Genomic DNA, 21,923 nt, shown 5'->3' on the forward strand with positions numbered 1-21,923 from the left:
ACACTCTCCCTTTGTATTTATTAAGCAAATACATCTTCATATAAAGATTCTGGTCTTGGCTCTGGGCTTTTCTCAGCAAATTTTATCGCTCCAACGATCTTTTCTTCCGATATTTTTTCAATTTCATCTGCTTCGATCTCTGACATGAGATTTTGTTCAATTGCCTGCTTGCGGAATAGTTTAATACAATCTTTTTCCGCAAGCTCTTTTTCTGCTCCATCTAAAGCTTTATACTTTTGTTCATCTCCCTCGAAATGACCATAGTTACGATATGTGACACATTCAATTAAAGCAGGTCCTTCCCCGTTTCTTGCACGTTTTATCGCTTTTTCCGCTTCCTCATAAACTTTAAACACGTCTTTTCCATCTACTCTAACTCCAGGCATGTTATATGAAGCGCTCCGTTCAGCAATTGTTTTTGAACCTGAGGCATAGGATTGTGGTGTGGCTTCTGCGAACATATTATTTTCACAAACGAAGATAACTGGGAGTTTCCAAATGGACGCTAAATTAAGTCCTTCGTGGAATGTTCCCTCATTGGCCGCTCCATCACCGAAGAAGCAAACAACGACAGAATCAGTTTTCAAATACTTATTCCTAAGCCCTGCACCTACAGCGAGCGGAATCCCCCCGCCAACCATTCCATTTGCACCGAGCATGCCTTTATCAATATCAGCAATATGCATGGAACCCCCTTTCCCTTTACAAAGTCCGGTTTCTTTACCATAAATTTCTGCCATCATTCCATCTAGATCGCACCCCTTAGCAATACAATGTCCATGTCCTCGATGGGTGCTCGTAATGTAATCGCTATCACTTAAATGTGCACAAAAACCTGTTGCAACAGCTTCCTCACCGGCATATAAATGCACAAATCCAGGTATTTCACCTCTCGCAAATATTTCGTGGACTTTGTCTTCAAATTGACGAATTTCATTCATTTTTTGGTAGATCCATATTGCATCCTGCTTTTTCATCCTATTTCCTCCTCTTCCTTATTCATGAATGGCTTTAAACAACATACTCTCAGTTGTTTCTCTAATCGTTTCAGACAGGTTTGGATGTCCATAGATAAGGGTGCTCATTTCCTCAATTCTGCCTTCTGAATGTTTTACAGCTAGTATTTGATTCAGTATCTCGCTTGCATTTGCCCCAACCACAACGGCCCCCAAAATTTCATGATCATTCTTTTCGGATATGATTTTGACAAAGCCGTCAGTTTCATCCATTGCGATCGCTCTTCCATTTGAATTGAAAGACATTTTTTTCGTGATTACATCATATCCTTTTGCCTTCGCCTCCTCTTCATTAAGGCCAAAGGAAGCAATTTCAGGGTGTGTGTACACACATCTAGGAATTTCATCTTGATGTAATGTTGGATGTTGTTCATTGAAAATGGCTGAGACAGCTACTAATCCTTCTTGACTTGCCGCATGTGCAAGCTGATATCCTCCTATGACATCACCGATTGCATATACATGATTTTTACTCGTTAAATAGTTGCTATTTACTTTTATAAATTTCTTTTTATCATCTAATTCTAAATGTAAGTCATGAGCAATTTCGATATTGGCTCTTCTACCTGCTGCCACAAGCAGAGTTGTATAAGGAATCTTTTGATTTTTTAAATCAACATCATCAGGTGTTACTTCAAGAATGTTAGCCTTTGTATAGTAAGCGATTTCGAGTTGGTCCATTTTCTTTTTTATTTGTTCACGAGCATCGGCATCTTCTGTTAAAAGTATGTCATCTGCTACCTCAACAACAGTCACCTTTGTGCCAAGAGGAGCCATCGCAAAGGCTAATTCAATTCCAATTACTCCGCCGCCAATAATGATCAGATCTTTAGGTTGTTTTTTGAGATTAAAAAAACTATCTGTCGTATGGTACGAGACTTGGTCTAGCCCCTTGATCTGTGGAACAAAAGGTCTGCTTCCTGTAGCAAGGATGATATCTCTGCCCTTGAACTGTTGATTTTTTACCACAACAACCAAGCTTTCTCCTACAGTTGCTTCGCCTTTAATCAAGGTAATATTGTTTTTTCGCAACAAATATTCGATGCCATGTACCAACGTCCCGACTACTTTTTCTTTTCGTTCAACAAGCCTTTCATAGTCAATATGTTGTACTTCAGCTGATATGCCATGACGATTCGCTTTTTTTATGTTGTTAATCCATTCACTGTGCTGCAAAAATGTCTTTGATGGGATACACCCAACATTTAAACAAGTGCCACCTAAAGACGATTTTTCGATGATCGCGACTTTCTTCCCTTTTTGTGCTGCTCTAATTGCTGCGACATACCCACCTGGTCCGGCGCCAATGACAATTAAATCAAAGTGCTGCAAGATTCCTTCCCTCCTATCACTTAAAATACGACTTTTACAATATGTTTTAGATTGAAGACATCAATAACTGTTTATTGATGATCTCATTAACTATACTTGCAATTATCGTGCCAATTTCAACACCCACTTCTAAAGCGGATTTTATAAAACAAAAAATAAAAAATGCGACAATCGTTTCAAATCGTCGCATTTTGAATCATTTTAATTCAACTTATATTTATTGATTTTACGATAAAGAGTGCTTTTTGACATGGAGAGTTGTTTGGCGGTGAAAGGGATATTGCCATTGTTTTGAATTAAGGCATTCATAATGTTTTCTTTTTCTAACTGTTCCTTAAAATTGATGTTTTTGCTGCTAGTTTCTTGAAGCGGTGTAAATAACCCGCCTTTATGAATCAACTGCACTAACTGTTCCCTAGTTGGAGTCCTTTCTCTGTAGTACACATGACACCTTTCCAAAAAGTTATTCAACTCACGGATATTTCCATTCCATTGGTTCTGTTCTGCAACTTCAATTAACTCTTTTTCCCATAAAGGATACCAATTATTCGCGTCTTCAAATGACTTTATGAACTCACGGATATCCTCTTTCCGCTCTCTTAGAGGTGGAATATGTAGAGGACAAACATAAACACGATAAAACAAATCTTCTCGAAATTTCCCATTCATGACCAGGGATTTTAAATCTTGATTGCTTGCTGTGATGAGTCTAAAATTCAGTTGGATTTCTTGGGTTCCACCAATTCGAGTCAGCTTCTTCTCTTGAAGAACGCGCAACAGGTCAGACTGCATCGAAACAGGCATATCTTCAATTTCATCAAGAAACAAGGTCCCATGATTGGCCTGCTCAATTTTTCCTTGATAGCCATTAGCGTTTGCACCTGTAAAAGCTCCCTTTTCGTAACCGAACAATTCACTTTCCATCAAATTCTTCGGTATGGAGCCACAATTGACACTAACGAGTTTCCCCTTCGAAAACGGACTGTTAGCATGGATCGTTTTTGCCAACACTTCTTTCCCTGTCCCAGTTTCACCAAACAAATGAATAGGTGCTGAAGTAGGAGCCACGATTTTTACTTCTTCTAATAATTCAAGAAATGTTTTACTTCGCCCAGCTACATATGGAAATTCAAACGTTTGATCTGCTACTCTTTGTTTCAAGCCATGTACAAAGTAGCCGATACAGGTACCTTCTTTCAAAATTGGTTCCTGCTTTCCTATAATCCTCTCATTCTTTGTTATGTCATGAAGTTTTTTTCCTATATAAGAATCAGGCTCGTCTATTAGTTCAGAGGATAAATGTAGAATCATCATTGAGGAGTCGCACAAAATACCAGGTTGTTTTTTACTAGAGTAATATTGCAGCATATACTTTTGGTCTTCATATGCCTTTCTTTGTAATGCTTCCGAGATAAAGTCTGCAATCAGCTGGACCCTTACGAGAAAATCAATTTCCTTTGGATAATGGGCAGGCATCGATAAGTCTACTACCCCTTTCACTTGGTCATCTACTCCAAATATGGGAGAAGAAACACAGCTCCACCTTTGGGAGGCTTTAGCAAAATGCTCGTATCCATGGATGATATTCGCTTCTTTTGTTCGCAAAGCCACTCCAATCGCATTCGTACCAACCACAGATTCCGTCCACTGAGAACCTTGCCAAAACCCAATATCTCTCGCAGTTTCTTTCAATCCCTCATGGCCTGATTGCCATAAAATATACCCGTCAGCATCTGTTAGGACGAGGATAAACTCTATATTTTTAAACAACATACTAAAGCGGTCCAAGCTTCTTTTAGCCAATGAAATCATCGTCTCATTTTCTCTTAATCTCGTTTTAAAATCATTTGCCGTAAGAATTCGGCTGCCAATCCCTTTATTCGGGTTCACGTTAAACTTTTTACTAAGCTTCCAAGAATCAAGAATAACCTTATCAATATTAGACGGATCCAGTTTATTTTCATGAATGTACTTCTCCCACGTTTGCCGAATCTCCAAACTCATGTACACCCCTCCTTTGTATCCCCTTTCATTATATAATTGTCGTGGGTTTGGTTCAAATGGATTGGTGTTCTTTAAATTAAAACCAATAGGCAATTCCTATTTAGTTATGAGGAAATACCTCTTTTGTTATTGTATAGAAAGAACCAAGACGTTGTCCTACGCATTTTCTAAAACGGCACTTTATATCTAGTAACTCTTAAATGTCTAAATGAAATATATAGTGATAATAAACCATTCAAAGCCAACAAGATAACAATTATTTTAGTAAGTAAAGCAACATCAGCTGCAAATACTGTTATCGAATGCCATGGTGAACCCGTACCATAGATTAGTAAAGGAATGATAGCAACAGATAAAATGAGTTGAATACTACCGGAGATACGCCATACATTTATTTTGCGAATTTTTCTTGATTTAATCTTTACAAGTAGATAAATGAACATTCCAAAAAGCAGGCATCCAATCCCTATTAAAATGAATTGAGTAATAGGCTTGAATGGAGGGATATCAACTGGCTCCTCTCCATTTAATAGATTGATAATCCCTTGCTTTAGGAATATTAGTCCCTCTTCTTCTAAAATATGATTTTTATTAGTAAGAATCACACCACCCCAACCTTTTTCCGGGATATAGAATACTTCTGCATGTGAATCAGGCGTTAAATGAACTGTCAGTATTTTGCGGATTAAAGGATTCCGTTAAAAACATAGAGAGTAATAGCTGGGAGCCAAGGTAGGTAAGGATTAAAGAAAAGAATCCTATTACAAATAAAACACCTGTTTTACTTTTTGATTTTCGTACCTGCTTTATTTCTGAATGAAGATCTTTTCCATAGATCTCTAAAAAATCCTTTATAAAGTCTTGCGTATCACCTAAATCCTCTAAGCTATCTCTCCCGTGTTCACGAGATTCCTGAATATGTTCCAGAAGTTGCTGTTTAATATTCCTTCTAGCTTTTGTACTTATTTGATATTGTCTTAATTCATCAAGAACTTCGTTTAAAAATTGTTGTTCTTCCCTGTTCAATTTCATATTCATTTCAACTGATCTCCTTTCAACCCACTTTGCAGTAAAGATTTTATATCTTGTTGTAACTCCAACCACTCATTGATTTTTATCTGAAGATGCTTTTTTCCTTTTTCATTGATTTCATAATAAACTCTAACCTTTCCGTTATCTGTCATTTCCCGATATGTATCAACCCACTCTTGATCTTTAAGTTTAGTCAAAATGGGATAAATACTTCCTACTCCTTTCAGCTTTAAATTATGTTCTTCAAGCTCCTTCATAATTTCATAACCATAGCTTTTTTCTTTTGACAAAATAGATAATACACACATTTCTAAGTGACCTTTAATTAAACTTGTTCTATCCATAGGATAAATTTAACAAAATTATATACTTCTTTCAAGTATATATTCGAAAAAACTAGTAAAATTCTGGAATTTATTTATCTGCATTCATTTCTTTGGCTGTTTTGTAGATTTCACTATGGCTACAGCCATTTTTAACTTTAGAACTAATATTTAAAAGTGGAACCAATGGTCTATTTATTCGTAAGATTCGTATGATAGAGTTAACAAAACGAATTAGAGGTGGATAATGAAAGCAATTGTGTATACCAATTATGGTCCCCCCGACGTTCTTCAACAGAAAGAGGTAGAGAAACCTATCCCTAAAGAAAATGAGATTTTGGTAAAAGTAAAAGCCACAACCGTAACAGTAGCAGATATTCGATCACGGAGTTTTACCGTTCCTCCCGCTTTTTGGCTGCCTGCCCGAATAACACTTGGCTTTAGACAACCAAAAAAAGAGATATTAGGGATGGAGTTAGCTGGAGAAATTGAGTCTGTTGGAAAAGATGTCACAAGGTTTAAGGTGGGTGACCAAGTTTTTGCAGCATCTCTCTCGGGGTTTGGTGCTTATGCAGAATATAAATGTTTATCAGAAGATGGTCCTGTATCTATTAAACCTTCAAATATTACTTTTGGGGAAGCTGCTGCCATTCCAATTGGAGCACGAACAGCGTTGTATTTTATAAGGAAAGCAAATATCCAAAACGAACAAAAGGTTCTCGTGTATGGTGCGTCAGGAAGTGTAGGAAGTTATGCCGTTCAAATTGCCAAGTATTTCGGAGCGAACGTTACAGGGGTATGCAGTACTGCAAACTTGGAATTGGTTAAATCACTGGGAGCAGACAAAGTAATAGATTATACAGCAGAAGATTTTTCTAGTAAGGGTGAGTCTTATGATGTGATCTTTGAAGCAGTAAACAAGAGTTCCTTTTCAGCTTGTATGAAGGTGTTAAAGAAAGGCGGTACCTATATTAATGTCACTGAACCGCTGCCAGATGATCAAATGCTATGGACTCATTTGACAAGCAGCAAAAAATTGTTATTGAGTCGAAATGCACCTGAAACTTCAGAAGCACTGGACTTTCTTAAGGAACTTGTTGAGAATGAGAAATTGAAGGTTGTCGTTGATAGGTATTATGAGTTTGATGAGATTGTTGAGGCTCATCGTTATGTGGAGAAAGGGCATAAGATAGGGAATGTTGTGGTAAATGTGGGAGATAATTTAAAATCCTAAATTAATATAGACCTAAATGACCGACCCTAGGTAAATAGGTCAGTAATGTAGATTACAATATTAAGAATCATAAGTTTGTGAATAAAAACTAATTTTAATGCCGTAAATAAGAATTTTATAATTGGAAAAATCACCTAATACTCAACAAATAATAGGTGATTTTTGATTGTTTACTAATATCATTAATAATTTATTTACAATTCCAATCAATGGTGAATTTTGAATTATCAAACTTGAAACTGAATTTAAACTCCTAATCCTTCTATTTTCATCATTTCGTCAATATTTGCTAATACTTGTTCTTCATCATCGCCTTGAGCAATTATTTTAATCGTTTCTCCCTCTGGGATTCCTAGAGACATTACACCCAGAATTGATTTTAAATCTATCTGTTTTCCTTTATACTCAATTAATACATCTGAAGAATAAGGCGTAACCATGTTAACTAATAAGGTTGCTGGTCTCGCATGAATTCCAGAGTCGCTAATGATTTTATATACTTTTTCAACCATATTATTTCCTCCGTTTCTATTAAAACTTTAATAATTCTCTTTATTTAGATTTGATTTCAAATTTCTTTGCTAGTTTTTGTCATGCACCATCTTCTTAGATCTTCTACCAACATAGAATAATTCACTTTTGTAAAATCTGATACATCCACTTCATATAATTTTCCTAATTCAAACGTTTCATACCCTCTTGTTGTGCACCTATTGATAAACTCTTCATAGGTTAATAAATTATCCGCATTCCTTCTATTAGGTAAATGATCTCCTTTTTTGTAAGAATTCACAATGTGACTCAGATGCCTTGTCGGATCCAAATCTCGCTTCTTTTGTCGATCAAACAAAACTTCTAAGTCTGCAATTAGCCGAATAGTAACGACCTCATAACCATATTTTTCTACCAATTTCTGAATATGAGGTTTTTGTTTCTGACTAAAAGGATAATCCGACATCATATTTTTACCTACTTGCATTTGCTGTTCCATTATTTCATAGTACTTCGTCCATGCTATCTTTTCGATCTCCTGCTTTTCTTCTAAATTATGAAAACCATACATATCAAAGTAATATTCTTTCAAGCTATCCTGAGAAAGGTTATAAAATGTTCCTAATTTACTTTGAATGATATTACTTAGGTAGGTTTTTCCTGTTCCTGGTAAACCGGCTAATAAGATTAAGACTTTATCCATCCTACCACCTCATCATCTAATGAATATAGAAAGAGTATAAGGAATTCCCTATACTCACTTCATCAGCCACATTATCAATATCCTATTGAAAAAGATTATTGAACTTTTTCATAATTATTTAGTTGAAAGGTACGGTCTTTCTTATTCATGAAGATGGCAATTTTATGTTTGACAATTTCTTTTACTGCCTTATTACAGGGAATTATATTATGTCGTAATGATTTAGTTATTTTTGTTTCTCCGAATGTTTCTTTTGCTGTTTGTGTCCACGCTACTAACAGTTCAGTTCCAACATTAAATTTACGAATTCCGTTATGAATTAATTCAGGAATATCCTTTTCATTTACACCTGTACCTCCATGAATAACTAAAGGTACATCTACTGCAGCATTAATTTCTTTTAGTAGTGGCAGATTTACTTCTGTTTTAGATTTATATTGCCCATGATTAGTACCAATCGCAATAGCCAGAGCGTCTACCCCTGTTGCTTTAACAAACTCTTCTGCATCTTTTGGATCGGTATAAACCTTATCATTCTCGTCTACATGAATCCCTTCTTCAGTACCTCCGATAGTCCCTAGTTCGCCCTCTACTGAAACACCATATTTGTGTGCATATGCCACTACTGCTCTTGTCTTCATAATGTTTTCTTTAAATGGTAAATGAGAACCATCATACATCACTGATGTATATCCTTTATCAATTGCCTCTTTAATATCATCAAAATCCCTTGCATGGTCTAAATGTAATACTACATCTACCATTTCATTTGATGCCATGGATTTACATACAGCTACAAAATTTTCATGACCAATATATTTCGCAGTATCGATACTTGTTTGAATAATTATTGGTGCTCCTAATTCTTTTGCTGCACGTATCATGTCAGGTAACATCTCTAAATTATGTGCATTAAATGAACCAACTGTATAATTCAATTGTTCTGCCATACGTGTAACTTCTTTTAATGTTGTGTACATGATTAATTAATCTCCTTTTATTATGAACTTTTATTTTCTTTCTTATCTCACACCTCGTGTAACTTCCTTTGAAACTTGCATCATTTGATCCATTTTCTTTAGGTATATTTGTAATGCTTCGTTATCATTTACTTTGGCAGCCTCTGCACGCTTCTTGTTATATAGTTTTAATAATGTTTTGTAGCCATTTCCTAATGTTTTTTTGGTCTCAATACTTTTTTCTAACGAATCAATTGCATGGTCTTCTTCACCCAGCTCATGAAATGCCAGACCAATCTCCTCATACATTTTTGCTTGTTCTTCTCCCCCAGCTTGATTCAGCTTCTCTTTTTTAAGAGAGATCATGTGTAGTAATTCTTCTTTTCGTTCTGATGTTAGCACTGCCTCTTCGACTACTTCCTTTTTCGGTTCTTTCGATTTCTTCTTACCAAATCCAAACATTTTTTATCCTCCTACTCTCTTTCTCACATTCTAGAAAGCTTTTAAAAGTGGACCAATAATCCATGCATAAAGTAATGCAGCTGATACTGTATCGACATCTGTAGCTGTTGCATTGACAAACCCCATTGAGTTGAAAGTCGTTACTAACAGTGCTGGTAATAATGTAATAAAGAAACCATGTACAATACCGCCAATAATAGCTCCGCGTATACCGCCTGTTAAGTTACCGAAGATACCGGCAGTCCCACCAGCGAAGAAAGCTGTAAGCATACCTGGCAGGATCATTGCCAACCCAAAGACTGGTAAGACAAACATGGCAATAATGGAACCTATAGTCGTTGTAATAAACCCAACAATGACAGCATTAGGACTGTACGGGAAAAGAACTGGACAATCTAATGCAGGCTTAGCATTAGGAACCAAGCGCATCGCAATCCCTCTAAATGCCGGAACAATTTCACCTAGCAATAAACGAACCCCAGCTAGTAAAACATACACTCCAACTACGAATTGGATAGATTGTAAGAAAGCAAACATTAAATAATGCGTATCTCCTGATAATGAAGAAGCGAACTCTTCACCTGCAAACGCTGCTGTAATAATAAAAAGCGGAGTCATGACGACCATCAAAGATAAATAGGTATCTTGTAAAAATTCAAATTGAGCTGGTAATTTCAAATCTTCAACAGATTTTTTCTTTTCGCCTTTTCCGCCAACTAGCTTCGCTACACCTGCTTCAAACACATACCCAACCGTACAAAAGTGTCCTAATGCAATATCATCCATACCAGTAATCTTACGAACAAATGGCTGTGCAATCGCAGGCATTGCTACCGCAAAGACGCCGCCAATGAAGCCGCCTACTACTATCAATGCAATTCCGCGTAAACCTGCAAAGTAACCAAAAACAGTTGTCATCGTAGCCATCCAAAGAATAGCCTGGCCTGTTAAAAAGATGTATTTCCATCTAGTGAACCTTGCAATTAATATATTAAAAACAAAGATAGCTAAGAAGGTTAGTGCGATATCACGCCCCAAGCCTAACTCATTCATTGCTTGGCCGTTAATCGCTTCAATCGAAGGAATAATCCCTTGCATATGAAAACCTTCTGTGAAAATTTTGCCAAAATAGATTAAACTTCCAACAATAATGCTAGAACCTGCTGACAATACCATGAATCCTAGCATCGTCTTAAATGATCCAGAAATCACTTGCCCTGCTGATTTCTTTTGTAATAATAATCCCAACATGGCAATCAATGCGATTGTGACTGCTGCTTGAGTTAAAATATTCTCGATAATGAAGTTTACGATACTCATCTTTTAACCCCCTTCTCTTATTAGCTCTCCATTATTTTTAAACTAAGACTCCCTTTTCTTTTAATATCGGGGTGATTTTTTCTTCAATCTCTGGTTTAGATACAATATTTCTCAAATAAACAATTGTCGTTAGTTTGGGATCCACTGTAAACTTTTCAAATTGAGATTTAAAATTCTGTGCCGTAATAATAATATCGGGCTTTACTGAAACGGCAGAGGAGATATCACTATGATCAAGTTTGGCATTGACACCTAATTTGCTTAACACATCTTCTGCCGCCATTTGACAAGCAAAACTGCTTCCTAAACCCGCTCCACAAACAAATAAAATCGATAACTTTTTCATTTCACTCTCTCCTTTTTCATTTTGGGATTATTTATTCATAAATTCCTATTATTTCCATTACATCCTTCACTCCATCACTTTACTTCCATATAACACCTGTTTAAATGTACTTACATCTTGTGCTGTAATTAATTGGTCTAATTTTTCTTCATCATTAATTAACGCAATCAGATTTTTCATGATATTTAGATGGGAGTAAGAATTCACTGCTGCTAGACAAAATACAATCTTCACCGGATCATTATCCGGATTTCCGAAATTCACCGGATCCTTTAACGTCATGACACTAACCCCTAATTTATTTACGCCGTCTTCCGGTCTTGCATGTGCTAATGCTAAATGCTTTCCTACCACTATATATGGCCCATAATCTTCAACTGACTTAATCATGGCGTCAATATATCTCTCTTCAATAACCTCTTCAATGACCAAGTGCTGAGCAGTTTTTATGATTGTATCTCTCCAATCTTTACATTCTTGGTTTAGTAGAATGTTGGAATCACTCAAAATATCCTGCAACATCGGCTGTATCTCCCTTGTATTAATTTTTAGATGATGTTCTTTAAATGTTTCTTCTACCTTTTGATAGCTTTCCTTCGTAACCTTGCCACCGCTTTCAACAATTAAAGTAAGAATATCCTGCATGAGCTTTGTAGCATCCACTTTATTGGATACGGTTCTTCTCTTATCCTTATTTTTGAATAAAAAATCTTTAATTTCCTTTTTATCGCTTTCTCTTAAAATTGGATTAAGCATCAAGACAGGCTTTCTTTGATAATCTATTGAAATGGTTGTAAAAACCAAATCAACATCTAGCTTGTCAATAAAAGCTAATTCATACGTACTCAATACCGCTACAATCTCGATATTGAATTGCTCCTTCAAATTCGCTGCCAACAGTTTACCAGTTGAAATTCCGTGATTACACAGAACAACAGCCTGATAAACATGATGTTCTTTTTGCTTAATTTGGCTCGCAGAAGTTGAAAAGTAGACAGTCAAAAATCCAATCTCATCATCTAGTAATGGTTTTTGAATGTAACCCTCAATTTTCTTTCTAAAGCCTGTTATTGCTTGATAAATCTCAATATAAGACTCTTTAATCGTATTTTTTAACGGATTAAACACCTGAAGATCATTCTTTGCCCTGCTTAATAAACCTGTAATATGCCTATATAACCCTTCATATAAATCTTCTTCTCTCTGAGAAAATGGAATTCTAGTTACCTTTTCCACATGTTCAATTAATTGAATAGCTAATAACTGTGCGGTAACCCAATCGAAGGAATTATTCATATCCTTTGGATTAAAAGATTCAATTGTAAAGGTCGTATATTTGATTTCCTTTAGAGATGGATATAAGCCAAACTCTACACAAATCGAATCGACAAAATTTCTGACAAAACCTTCTCTGATTTCGCTTCGAACCTTTGATAATTCAGTAAGTGTATTACCTTCTTGTAGCCGTTTTACCCATATACCTAGAAACAGAATGCTTTGATTTCTATACACATGATTAATCTCTACCTTAGATTTTTCCATGACTTTGTCATAAAGCTTACTAATCGTCCTCAAAACATGTGCGTCCAAATAATCTAAGACAAATTGGTCTGCAAAGGTATTCACAGCGTCAATATCTCGATATCCCATTAATAAATCAATATCTGTCATACTATTAATCACGTCGTACAACATGGAGCGTATTGATCGTTCATCACCTTTGAATACAATTCCTTGCTTCGTTAAACTCACGACAGAAATTCCGTAATCCTGTAGATATTGACGAAGTTTTCTCATATCCTCATCCATGGTACTTTTCGACACCTGAAGCTTTTCTTCCATTTCATAGAGCATTGTCGTTGTAGTCGTATTGGCAATATCTAAGAGTAAAGCAAGAAAACGTTCATTGGGACTATAAAAATCAGACTTTCTGTCATCCCCAATTTTAGAAATGATATCTTTACGATCCTCCTCAGACAATTCCAACTTCAACCCTTTTCCTCTAGTCGATGTAATGGAAGGATAATTATTATCAGCTAGATATTTATTAATCAGGGTCAATTCGTTACGAAATGTACGTTCACTAACATTGAACTCTTTACTCAAATCTTCACAAGTTAAAAAGGTATTTACTGACAAAAATCTAGTGAGTACACGCTGTGTCCTTTCTTTCATATCTGTAACCCCTTTCACGATTTCATTATAAGTCGAAATAATCAGATAGTTTAGTACATCTTTTTGCAAGTTCAATTTGCAAATTTGTAAGCGTTAACAAAGTTCCGATGAATCAACATCCTTGATGATACACACCATTTGAAATTATGGCTACATGTTGCAGCTAGAGCTGGAAAATTGGATATGATAAAATTTCTAATTGAATTTGGTATAGATATTAACATAAAACAAAGTGTACCAAAGTCAGCTCCTATAGCACATGCAACTAGTGAAGGTACAATTAAGTATTGTAGAGTACTTAATTAATCATGGTGTGAAATTAGATGTAAGTGACTCTAATAGAAATTCTTTATTCTCAGATTTATGGTGGGTGCCTTGATATTGTAGAGTTTCTTGTTCAGAATGATATTGATATCACTGTTAAGTACTATGAAAGATATGGGAGCATATGAATTTGATTTTGAAAGAGGACAAATAGAAATTGCAGAATATTTAAAGCAAAAGTTGGATGAAAAAGATTAGGCTGTTAAAAAGTAAATATTCTATGATGATACAACCATCACACAGTTGACTAAAAAAGCAAACTTTCTAATATTTATTTTGGCAATTAGTTGTGGTTCACTTGCTGCTAATATTTATTATGCACAACCAATAGTACAACTCATTGCAAGAGAACTTAACATCTCTTCTGAATTATCTGGATTGCTCACTACTTTTACACAAATTGGGTATGGATTGGGATTGTTTTTAATCGTACCTTTAGCTGACTTAATTAAGAGTAAGAAAATAATAGGAATTCTTATCGGACTAACAATTATTTCATTAATTGGGACGCTTATTTCAGAAAATGGAATTGTTTTTATACTGTTAACAACGTTAATTGGCATCGGAGCTTGTGCGGCTCAAATGTTAGTTCCACTAACAATGAGGATAGTGCCAATTGAAGAGACAGGTAAATATGTGGGTAGAGTAATGAGTGGTTTATTGATTGGGATTATGATTGCTCGCCCTTTATCTATCGGAATAGCGGGTTGGTTTGGTTGGAGAATGGTATTTCTTTTTTCATTAATAACTCTAGTTGTTATGTTACTGTTAATTATAAAATTTTTGCCCAACTATGAAGTAGTATCGACTAGCAACATGTCATATCCAAAATTAATAGCTTCTATGGTGAAGCTACTAATAAATACATCTCCTTTGCAACAGAGAGCATTTTATCACGCGTGTTTATTTGCAACATTTAGTTTGTATTGGACAGTCATGCCAATTTTATTAAGTTCTGAGCCATTACATTTTTCCAATAATGAAATTGCATTATTTGGCTTTGTTGCTATTGCGGGAGCTTTATTGACTCCTACTATTGGTAAAATAGCAGATAAAGGTTTTATTTCTATAATGACTAATGTATCAATGATGCTTGTATTATTATCGATTGTTCTATTATTCTTTGTTAGAGATCATTCACTAACTAGTGTTATTTTAATAACTATCTCAGGTATAAGTATTGATATTGGTGTATCCGGAAATGTACTATTAGGTCAAAAAGTTATCTTCGGTTTGAATCCTGAAATAAGAAACAGACTTAATGGATTATATATGACTATTTTCTTCTTGGGAGGAGCCTTTGGTTCATGGATTGGAAGTTATACTTACTACAAATTTAATAGTGAAGTAACTTTAATCATTGGAACAGCTTTGCCTTTAATCGCCTTATTAGTTCATCTAATAAAAAGTAATACAATAAATTTATCAAAAACCAAAAGTAAATACATGTCTTAACTATCAATGTCCCCGAAAGTTAGAGTCAAAATCTAGTTTTTGGGGTAGTATTTGCGTTATCTCCTATATAGCCATTTAATGGAATAAGGAACGATTATTGTTTCCTTTGCGATTAAGGTTCCTCTAATATTTGTTCTAAAAACATTTATATTCCTTTAGCGGTTTTGATGATCGCACTTCCACCCTTGAGTATTCTTCCTCCCCAGCCTAGAACCGGTATGAATCCTGAGGTGGCCATTGTGCCAGCGGCTACTCGTTGGCCTTCTGATAGTTCTTCGCCTGTTACGGGGTCAACGCCATCTTTTGCACGGCGAAAATCGTAATATCCAGATGCTTCTCCAGCAAAGGTTTTGATGGTATCCCACGCTTTTTCATATATCGGACCGGTTTCTAATTCTTCGGCCTTTTTTAACTCTGCTCTAATTTTTTCCTGCTCTTCTTTAAATGAGAGGTAGTCATCTGAGTATTGCTGGACCTCATCTGACAGTTGATAGGCCTCACTCGCTTTATATGCTTGCGCATCAAAATTTATTGGAGAAATTGTGTTACCTTGTGCTGTTGCTTCTAACAGTTGTTGAAAAAGTGCTCCAATATGGAATTCAGCACTTTCTGATACCTTTGTATTCTTCTAATAATTGTTGATCTAATGCATCAACGCCCTTGATGGTGTTTTCTCTCTTTTTCTTTACAGCGGCTATTGCGGGATTGAAATCATTGGTTGAACTAATTCTTCAATCTTCTTACTAATTTCCTTTATGTTCATCACATTAGAAAGTATCTGTTTAACTTCGTCTGCCTCTGCATAAGCATAATTATTATTCTAATTCCGAAAAAACCTGTTTCTTCAGTTTCATGTTCTTCAATTTAAAACTTTAATGATTATCCAAATTTATTTAATTATGAAAATAGCACCTGATGTCTAATGAACAATCAAGTGCTTGTAGTAAGTTGTAAAACAATTTAGCTATTAGGTTAATAACCTTATATATTTTTTGAATTTGCTTTTATCAATATGCTTATACAATTCAAGTCAAACAACAATTTGAATTATTATGCTTAAAAAACTATAAGAATTTTAAACATTATTGTTCTTGATTTCCTCACCACTCATCTGCAATATCGTCTGCAGTTTTTAAATCATCAATTGTATGTATTAAATCATACTTGTATTCAGCTTGAAACTTGCCACTCTTAACATCAAATATTAATTTCATCTCAGTTGGCATTTCTCTCTCAAATTCTTAGCATAAGATTTCAATTTTTTCAATATCTTCTCCTATAATTTGTAAAACCTTAAACATTCGTCCAGGAGACACATCATATCTTTCTTCTCCAATCTTCAATGCATCATTCACCTTGTGACACTTTACATATTGATTGTTAATTAAATAAAAGAACTTACCCGATATCATACCTTCTTCACATGAAGCATAGACGTATACTTTATCAGCTCTATCTTCAACATATTCCATACATATTGAAATAATATCGGATTGTAATTCACTAAATCTATATTCAAATTCTTTTATACTACCTGCACTCCTTTAAAAATTGTTAAATGTTGCAAAGCCCGGTTCACCATCAATTAAATAAATAACAACAAATTTCTTTGAGCGCATATTTCTCATAATAGACTATTTCAACATCTACACCAAGCGAAGACCAAATTTACATAGATGATTACTATAAGTTTTTTACAGCTTGAAAAACCTCGAAAAAGAACCTTGAATAGCAAATGCTAATCAAGGTTCTCAAATACTTGTTATAAACATTTTTTTATTTTAATGACTAATGCAATCTCTACTTCCTCGAGCAAACCAGTTCTAACCAAAAATAGCACCTTTTGCATAAAGACAAACCAGGTGCTTTATAAGATTACTTCTCTTCGAAATTTTTCATTTTCTCAATTAAGTCTAAATCGAATTGTTCATTATTTTGGCTTAAATATTTGTATTCAAAATACTTAATTCTTGCTGTTGGACCAAATTCACTTTCAAACCAATTAGTATAATCAAAATTCACATTCAATTTTCCAGATGCATTTAATAATAATGTCACTGAAAACCATGGCTCTTGATCGTTATCAGTAAAAACTTTTTGAAGTTCGACAGTTAGTTGAAATAATTTATGAACTTCTTTATTATAAGCTCTCTTATCTACACTATATAATTTTGGAATATAATGCGAAAAAATGTGTTTACCGTCATTTTTCGGAGTGAAAAAGAAGAATACTCCTCCCTCACCCTCCTTAACTTCACCATTGAAATATATATTTTCCCAATCAGTTGGAATCATATCATTAACCTGTTGTAAGATTTCATTATATAACCTATTTAATTCTAATTCAAAACTCACTGACATCAGCCTCCTGACTTATTTGCAATTTCACGAATCACTGGGAATTCGCCTTCAATCTCATATTCGACCATAAATGAATTAGGACGCATAGAATTACTAGTATAAATTGGTTCAATGCTTACAGAGACTTTTTTAGGCGGGATCTCTTTCAAGGCGTTAGCCCTCTCCGTCTCCATTTCGTACCAAACTACACCTCTTCTATTAATTTGGCTATTTTGTGGTATAAGATTCAAGCTTGTTTTACTTCACCAAGAACTTTTTTCAGCATAATAGAATCCATGTTACTAAAAAGAAGCATAGATGCAATTACTTAATTTGATTAGTTACTTTCCTAATCCACATTGCTAGAACGTACTTATTTCCCCTCAGCATCTTTTATTCACCTAAACTTTACCATGACTACATAAGAAAAAGCACTAGTTGTCAATTAGACAATTTAGTGCTCAATTTAGTAGTATTATAGGCAATTCCATATTCCATATAATTATTGTATATATTATGAGATATTTTCTTTTTATTAAAACGTATAACCTCATCAACTTCTCGTTGTGACTACTTACACTTATCTTTCTTCTTTGCACAAATATAAATACTGACCAAATTTAGGAAATATATCCCAGTTCCTTTCTAGAGTATCTCTACTCTCCCGCTCTTCTACTAATCCATTGTTAAAGTCTCTTTTTTTCATAACTATATAGCCATCTTCGCGGAAACCCAAAATCAAACTACTAGTTTCCTCATCATATTCCCAATACATTGCAGCTCTTAAAAAAATCTTACCCTCACTCATAACTTCAAAGTCATAATTTAGATACTTACGAGTGAAATCATCATAAAACTTACTGATACCCATTTATCAGTGCCGTTTACTAGATACTTTGGTTGTTCCCCATCACTTAGTACGGCAGTATACGATTGGCGATTATCATGAAATGTCTTTGCTGTCTTTTCATCAATTATATTCCAAGGTTTCTTTTTAATATTAGACCATTTATCACAATAGTAAAGTTCCATTAATTATACACCTTCACAGTAATATCACGAATAATAATCCCCTTCTTATTAGCCTCTTCAATAATTTTTTGTGGAATTGGTTTTATTTGTACAGGGACTTCTAAAATTAATTCTCCTTAAAGTCGACCACCTTTTAAAGCATTAGTATTGAATTTCCCAGTTGAAATTTCTAAACTAGAAGAATACTTTTTAGTAAACTCATTTAAATAACTTAGTGCAGTCTTTTAGTCCCACTTATTACATATCATTCTTTACTTTTCAGCTTATTGGTAAACTATCTGTATAATCACTTAGAATTTCACACAAGCAATTTATCAACCAGCTAAAAATACTTCTTAAGTAAACAAAAGCGCTTGTTTCCTAAATGGAATCAAGCGCTTCTTCTATACATTAAGATTTCTTGAAACTATATATACATTACCTTTTCTAATTAGATAACTCAAATATATAAAAGTTCATAAAAATAGAGAAATGGTTATTTTTTTAATTGTAGCTTCCTTAAAAGTTCTGTTCGCAAATCTCCCACAAAATTACCATTTTCATAATCATTCAATACTGAAATTATTTTTTGAATATAACTGTTCGTATCCTCTATGCACTTTTCAAAACAATCTGTAAAATGGTCAACTAATGTATCATCAACTAAAGCAATTGGTTCCGGATAATATTTAACACCTTCTTTTTCATATGCTTTTCTACTAGTGTAAGCAACAGCGTCAATAATACAGTTCCAAGCATTGTCATCTACTTCATTATCTGACATCTCTTGGATGATAGTTATACCATTTTCCTCGTTGTCCAATAATTCATAAAGGAATTCTCCTATATTTTCTTTATTTTTTACCCAATCCCAACATTTATATATAACTTCCTGGGCTAAAAATTGATCTTCCTTATGAGAAAATACTGACAAAACTTTTTCTGAAAGCCCAAGAAAAAATATTACTTTAGCGTCCTCTGTTAAATTACTGAAGTAAGTATTATCCATAATTTACCCCCAACTAATCAATATACTTTCCATTTTTTATCTTTAAATTAAGTCTACCAGTTACTTTAATACTTTCATCAATTTCCGAAGTTACTTCAATTATTAGATTAGGATATTTTAAACTTAACTGCTTTAACACACCAGGTGGAACCTTATCGTTCGCTAGTCCCTGATAACACTTTCTACAAACCCCAGAAGGATTTGATTGATGAAGTTTTAAAGTTCCAACTACATCTTCTGATTTTATTCCTTTCTTGATTACTGCCAAATCAAATTCATTTAGTACCCCTTCCTCTGCATGCCTAGTGAACAAAGGGTTATTCCCTGGGGCTTTAATATTCCTTTCAGGCATTATTTCATCTAAATCAGGTAATCCTGCTTCTTTTCGTACTTTCGGTGAACCACCTTCAAAAGTCAAATCTTCTAATCCTTTTATATCAGTTCTTCCAACTGCAACTGTTTCAGTTTCTGGAACATTCCATTTTTTCCTTAGGAATCTATATCAGTTTTACCAATATCAATTTTACTTTCTTCAACAGCACCCTTAGTAATAACATCCCTTACATTTTCACCTGTACCTTTACTACCACCCAAATTCTTCCCAAAAGAAAACCTCGATACAGCCTCTTCAACCCTCTTTTAATCTCCTGAGAATTCATCACATTAAATAGAATTGGTTTTATCCCATCTGCTGCCCCAGCATACGCAAAATTCATATTCTGATTTCCAAAAAGAACCTGCATGCCACCTCTAACTTCATCAAATACATACACCGCACCAGACTTCGTTTTTGTCGCTAATTTATGCATCTGGTTAAGTGTTTCCTCTTTTACTAGTTTACCATTTTTTACGAGTGCTGGCACGAATGGTGAAGCGACTAAAGAAGCTCCTAGGATACTATTAAATAAACTCGATTGTCTTTGTACGTCCGTTAGCTCATTGCCAAACATATCTTTCCCTGTGATATATTCACTAAGTCCGTTTGCGGATGCCAGGCCGTAGATTCCAAGTTCTGCTTTTTGGAGATTTGAAAATGTGCTGGTTGTTTTGTAAACACTTAGTGCTTGTTCGGCGGTGTTCATTCCTTTGGCGGTTTTGTAGATTGCACTTCCACCTTTGAAGAGTCTCCCTCCCCAGCCGACTATCGGTATGAATCCTGCGGTGGCCATGGCGCCAGCGGCTACTCGTTGACCATCTGTTAGTTCTTCTCCGGTAACGGGGTCAACACCATCTTTTGCACGGAGAAAATCATAATACCCTGTTGCTTCTCCCGTGAAGGTTTTAACAGTATCCCATGCTTTTTCGTATATCGGACGGTTCTCTAGTTCTTCTGCCTTTTTTAACTCTTCTCTAATTTTTTCCTGATCTTCTTTAAAAGAAAGGTAGTCGTCTGCGTATTGCTGGACCTCATCTGAAAGTTGATAGGCTTCACTCGCTTTGTATGCTTGAGCATCAAAGTTGATTGGAGAAATTGTGTTTCCTTGTGCAGTTGCTTCTAACAGTTGTTGGAAAAGAGCACCAATATGGAATTCTGCACTTTCTGATACCTTGTATTCTTCAAGTAATTGCTGATCCAATGCATCAACATCCTTGATGGTGTTTTCTCGCTTTTTCTTTGTATCTTACATTGCGGTATTGAAATCATCTTTTGAAAAAGCTTCGAGATTAACGATATCTTCAATTCCATCAAAAATTTTCTGTAGATCCTGCCGTTGGCTTTCCACCATTGCGATATGGTTAGAAGCATGGATAGATAAATCACTTTCAAGAAAGTTGACGTCTACCACTGTGTCACGGGTAAATCAACATCCGATATTACTCCGGACACTCCATTTATAAAAGCAATTTGCATGTCAATTAAACGCAGCAAGGCTACCACTATATAGTAAGTTTGGGTGTAATAACCCATTAATTAAAAGTAGAAAAATTCAATACAAAAAGCACCTGATGTCTTTCGAACAATCAAGTGCTTTATAGTGCTCAATATAGTATAACAATTTAATCTATATATTCTGCTGTACCAATAAAATCCAATTTATATGCATTTTTATCTACAGAATTCACAGCTCTACCATCTTTTTCATAGTTGTAGTTATAAAGTAAAATGATAGTATTGTATTTAGAGTTTAACATAATATTATTAAACTGCTTTATTAATTGGTCATCATATGAAAAATCGACCAGGAGCTTCTTTACATTATCTTCAGCATCCGATATCCAATCTTTTTCAATTAAGCCTCTATCATAATAGCCTAATTTAAATTCTCTTTCAAAAACTGATGGTATACTATCTCCATCTTCATCATATTTAATTTCAGTATATTTTTCGACTTCATCATAATTATTAAACCAGCCCAACCACAAAGAAACATCGTTTTTCATTATA

At 34.7% G+C, this 21,923-nt stretch carries 22 protein-coding genes and 3 pseudogenes; 3 read left to right on the top strand and 22 right to left on the bottom strand.

From position 1 onward, the window contains the following. Nucleotides 1-20: 20 nt before the first annotated feature. The 6 genes from HWV59_RS14360 to HWV59_RS14385 form a co-directional block, all read right to left on the bottom strand. Complete coding sequence (locus HWV59_RS14360; protein WP_102231661.1) at nucleotides 21-977, bottom strand: thiamine pyrophosphate-dependent dehydrogenase E1 component subunit alpha; 957 nt, start codon at nucleotides 975-977, stop codon at nucleotides 21-23. Between the two features lie 18 nt (nucleotides 978-995). After that, a complete protein-coding gene (gene lpdA, locus HWV59_RS14365; RefSeq protein WP_175640071.1) occupies nucleotides 996-2,351 on the bottom strand; it encodes a dihydrolipoyl dehydrogenase in 1,356 nt (451 codons plus the stop codon). Between the two features lie 198 nt (nucleotides 2,352-2,549). Then, nucleotides 2,550-4,352, bottom strand: a complete 1,803-nt coding sequence (locus HWV59_RS14370) for a sigma-54-dependent Fis family transcriptional regulator (RefSeq protein ID WP_175639250.1) — start codon at nucleotides 4,350-4,352, stop codon at nucleotides 2,550-2,552. Between the two features lie 167 nt (nucleotides 4,353-4,519). Beyond that, on the bottom strand, nucleotides 4,520-4,957 hold the full coding sequence (locus HWV59_RS14375; protein ID WP_175639251.1) for a hypothetical protein: 438 nt from the start codon (nucleotides 4,955-4,957) through the stop codon (nucleotides 4,520-4,522). Between the two features lie 46 nt (nucleotides 4,958-5,003). Beyond that, the gene (locus HWV59_RS14380) at nucleotides 5,004-5,390 is read right to left on the bottom strand and encodes a hypothetical protein (RefSeq protein ID WP_235991740.1); all 387 of its coding nucleotides are present in this window, start codon (nucleotides 5,388-5,390) and stop codon (nucleotides 5,004-5,006) included. After that, entirely contained in the window at nucleotides 5,387-5,728 is a 342-nt protein-coding gene (locus tag HWV59_RS14385) for a PadR family transcriptional regulator (protein ID WP_175639252.1), read from the bottom strand. Before HWV59_RS14385 ends, HWV59_RS14380 begins: the two co-directional genes overlap by 4 nt. A gap of 226 nt (nucleotides 5,729-5,954) precedes the next feature. On the opposite strand from HWV59_RS14385, the gene HWV59_RS14390 reads away from it, so the two are divergent. Next, nucleotides 5,955-6,941, top strand: a complete 987-nt coding sequence (locus HWV59_RS14390) for an NAD(P)-dependent alcohol dehydrogenase (RefSeq protein WP_175639253.1) — start codon at nucleotides 5,955-5,957, stop codon at nucleotides 6,939-6,941. A gap of 245 nt (nucleotides 6,942-7,186) precedes the next feature. Here the strand turns inward: HWV59_RS14390 and HWV59_RS14395 are convergent, their stop codons facing one another. The 7 genes from HWV59_RS14395 to HWV59_RS14425 all read right to left on the bottom strand — a co-directional run bounded on the left by HWV59_RS14395 (nucleotide 7,187) and on the right by HWV59_RS14425 (nucleotide 13,398). Next, a complete protein-coding gene (locus tag HWV59_RS14395) occupies nucleotides 7,187-7,453 on the bottom strand; it encodes a phosphocarrier protein HPr (RefSeq protein ID WP_175639254.1) in 267 nt (88 codons plus the stop codon). Between the two features lie 56 nt (nucleotides 7,454-7,509). After that, nucleotides 7,510-8,136 (bottom strand): AAA family ATPase, encoded by a 627-nt coding sequence (locus HWV59_RS14400; protein ID WP_175639255.1) that lies wholly within the window; start codon nucleotides 8,134-8,136, stop codon nucleotides 7,510-7,512. Nucleotides 8,137-8,231: 95 nt separating this feature from the next. Continuing rightward, nucleotides 8,232-9,116, bottom strand: coding sequence for a class II fructose-bisphosphate aldolase (locus HWV59_RS14405; RefSeq protein WP_175639256.1), 885 nt, complete (start codon nucleotides 9,114-9,116; stop codon nucleotides 8,232-8,234). A gap of 42 nt (nucleotides 9,117-9,158) precedes the next feature. After that, the gene (locus HWV59_RS14410; protein ID WP_175639257.1) at nucleotides 9,159-9,557 is read right to left on the bottom strand and encodes a tetratricopeptide repeat protein; all 399 of its coding nucleotides are present in this window, start codon (nucleotides 9,555-9,557) and stop codon (nucleotides 9,159-9,161) included. Nucleotides 9,558-9,587: 30 nt separating this feature from the next. Next, on the bottom strand, nucleotides 9,588-10,877 hold the full coding sequence (locus HWV59_RS14415) for a PTS sugar transporter subunit IIC (RefSeq protein ID WP_175639258.1): 1,290 nt from the start codon (nucleotides 10,875-10,877) through the stop codon (nucleotides 9,588-9,590). Between the two features lie 37 nt (nucleotides 10,878-10,914). Continuing rightward, nucleotides 10,915-11,223, bottom strand: coding sequence for a PTS sugar transporter subunit IIB (locus HWV59_RS14420; RefSeq protein ID WP_102231649.1), 309 nt, complete (start codon nucleotides 11,221-11,223; stop codon nucleotides 10,915-10,917). 66 nt (nucleotides 11,224-11,289) lie between these two features. Further along, the gene (locus HWV59_RS14425) at nucleotides 11,290-13,398 is read right to left on the bottom strand and encodes a BglG family transcription antiterminator (protein WP_175639259.1); all 2,109 of its coding nucleotides are present in this window, start codon (nucleotides 13,396-13,398) and stop codon (nucleotides 11,290-11,292) included. Nucleotides 13,399-13,542: 144 nt separating this feature from the next. On the opposite strand from HWV59_RS14425, the pseudogene HWV59_RS14430 reads away from it, so the two are divergent. Both HWV59_RS14430 and HWV59_RS14435 read left to right on the top strand, forming a co-directional pair. Continuing rightward, a pseudogene (locus tag HWV59_RS14430) lies at nucleotides 13,543-13,920 on the top strand (ankyrin repeat domain-containing protein); the annotation flags it as partial. A gap of 45 nt (nucleotides 13,921-13,965) precedes the next feature. Further along, nucleotides 13,966-15,177, top strand: a complete 1,212-nt coding sequence (locus tag HWV59_RS14435) for an MFS transporter (RefSeq protein WP_175639260.1) — start codon at nucleotides 13,966-13,968, stop codon at nucleotides 15,175-15,177. Nucleotides 15,178-15,322: 145 nt separating this feature from the next. On the opposite strand, the gene HWV59_RS27550 is transcribed toward HWV59_RS14435, so the two are convergent. From HWV59_RS27550 to HWV59_RS14480, 9 genes and pseudogenes are all read right to left on the bottom strand, one after another. Next, nucleotides 15,323-15,769, bottom strand: a complete 447-nt coding sequence (locus tag HWV59_RS27550) for a pre-toxin TG domain-containing protein (RefSeq protein ID WP_175640072.1) — start codon at nucleotides 15,767-15,769, stop codon at nucleotides 15,323-15,325. A 483-nt stretch (nucleotides 15,770-16,252) separates the two neighbouring features. Beyond that, nucleotides 16,253-16,706, bottom strand: a pseudogene (locus HWV59_RS14445) (immunity protein YezG family protein). A 346-nt stretch (nucleotides 16,707-17,052) separates the two neighbouring features. Beyond that, nucleotides 17,053-17,538, bottom strand: a complete 486-nt coding sequence (locus tag HWV59_RS14450; protein WP_235991741.1) for an immunity protein YezG family protein — start codon at nucleotides 17,536-17,538, stop codon at nucleotides 17,053-17,055. After that, nucleotides 17,538-17,768 carry a DNA/RNA non-specific endonuclease gene (locus HWV59_RS14455; RefSeq protein WP_175639262.1) on the bottom strand — a complete coding sequence of 77 codons (231 nt, stop codon included), beginning with the start codon at nucleotides 17,766-17,768 and terminating at the stop codon, nucleotides 17,538-17,540. Before HWV59_RS14455 ends, HWV59_RS14450 begins: the two co-directional genes overlap by 1 nt. A gap of 329 nt (nucleotides 17,769-18,097) precedes the next feature. Further along, a pseudogene (locus HWV59_RS14460) lies at nucleotides 18,098-18,549 on the bottom strand (hypothetical protein). Nucleotides 18,550-19,024: 475 nt separating this feature from the next. Next, complete coding sequence (locus HWV59_RS14465) at nucleotides 19,025-19,537, bottom strand: Imm6 family immunity protein (RefSeq protein WP_175639263.1); 513 nt, start codon at nucleotides 19,535-19,537, stop codon at nucleotides 19,025-19,027. A 13-nt stretch (nucleotides 19,538-19,550) separates the two neighbouring features. Then, complete coding sequence (locus HWV59_RS14470) at nucleotides 19,551-19,955, bottom strand: hypothetical protein (protein WP_235991742.1); 405 nt, start codon at nucleotides 19,953-19,955, stop codon at nucleotides 19,551-19,553. A 142-nt stretch (nucleotides 19,956-20,097) separates the two neighbouring features. Then, on the bottom strand, nucleotides 20,098-21,114 hold the full coding sequence (locus tag HWV59_RS14475) for a pre-toxin TG domain-containing protein (protein WP_175639264.1): 1,017 nt from the start codon (nucleotides 21,112-21,114) through the stop codon (nucleotides 20,098-20,100). 421 nt (nucleotides 21,115-21,535) lie between these two features. Beyond that, entirely contained in the window at nucleotides 21,536-21,919 is a 384-nt protein-coding gene (locus tag HWV59_RS14480) for an immunity 22 family protein (protein WP_175639265.1), read from the bottom strand. Between the last annotated feature and the right edge of the window lie 4 nt (nucleotides 21,920-21,923).

The sequence above is a fragment of the Metabacillus schmidteae genome (assembly GCF_903166545.1).
Classification (GTDB): domain Bacteria; phylum Bacillota; class Bacilli; order Bacillales; family Bacillaceae; genus Metabacillus; species Metabacillus schmidteae.

What these genes read in the sequence shown, in the direction of transcription:
- HWV59_RS14360 (WP_102231661.1), bottom strand. Translation starts at nt 977, where the DNA reads ATGAAAAAGCAGGATGCAATATGGATCTACCAAAAAATGAATGAAATT.
- HWV59_RS14370 (WP_175639250.1), bottom strand. Translation starts at nt 4,352, where the DNA reads ATGAGTTTGGAGATTCGGCAAACGTGGGAGAAGTACATTCATGAAAAT.
- HWV59_RS14380 (WP_235991740.1), bottom strand. Translation starts at nt 5,390, where the DNA reads ATGAATATGAAATTGAACAGGGAAGAACAACAATTTTTAAACGAAGTT.
- HWV59_RS14385 (WP_175639252.1), bottom strand. Translation starts at nt 5,728, where the DNA reads ATGGATAGAACAAGTTTAATTAAAGGTCACTTAGAAATGTGTGTATTA.
- HWV59_RS14390 (WP_175639253.1), top strand. Translation starts at nt 5,955, where the DNA reads ATGAAAGCAATTGTGTATACCAATTATGGTCCCCCCGACGTTCTTCAA.
- HWV59_RS14395 (WP_175639254.1), bottom strand. Translation starts at nt 7,453, where the DNA reads ATGGTTGAAAAAGTATATAAAATCATTAGCGACTCTGGAATTCATGCG.
- HWV59_RS14400 (WP_175639255.1), bottom strand. Translation starts at nt 8,136, where the DNA reads ATGGATAAAGTCTTAATCTTATTAGCCGGTTTACCAGGAACAGGAAAA.
- HWV59_RS14405 (WP_175639256.1), bottom strand. Translation starts at nt 9,116, where the DNA reads ATGTACACAACATTAAAAGAAGTTACACGTATGGCAGAACAATTGAAT.
- HWV59_RS14410 (WP_175639257.1), bottom strand. Translation starts at nt 9,557, where the DNA reads ATGTTTGGATTTGGTAAGAAGAAATCGAAAGAACCGAAAAAGGAAGTA.
- HWV59_RS14415 (WP_175639258.1), bottom strand. Translation starts at nt 10,877, where the DNA reads ATGAGTATCGTAAACTTCATTATCGAGAATATTTTAACTCAAGCAGCA.
- HWV59_RS14420 (WP_102231649.1), bottom strand. Translation starts at nt 11,223, where the DNA reads ATGAAAAAGTTATCGATTTTATTTGTTTGTGGAGCGGGTTTAGGAAGC.
- HWV59_RS14425 (WP_175639259.1), bottom strand. Translation starts at nt 13,398, where the DNA reads ATGAAAGAAAGGACACAGCGTGTACTCACTAGATTTTTGTCAGTAAAT.
- HWV59_RS14450 (WP_235991741.1), bottom strand. Translation starts at nt 17,538, where the DNA reads ATGTCAGTGAGTTTTGAATTAGAATTAAATAGGTTATATAATGAAATC.
- HWV59_RS14465 (WP_175639263.1), bottom strand. Translation starts at nt 19,537, where the DNA reads ATGGATAATACTTACTTCAGTAATTTAACAGAGGACGCTAAAGTAATA.
- HWV59_RS14480 (WP_175639265.1), bottom strand. Translation starts at nt 21,919, where the DNA reads ATGAAAAACGATGTTTCTTTGTGGTTGGGCTGGTTTAATAATTATGAT.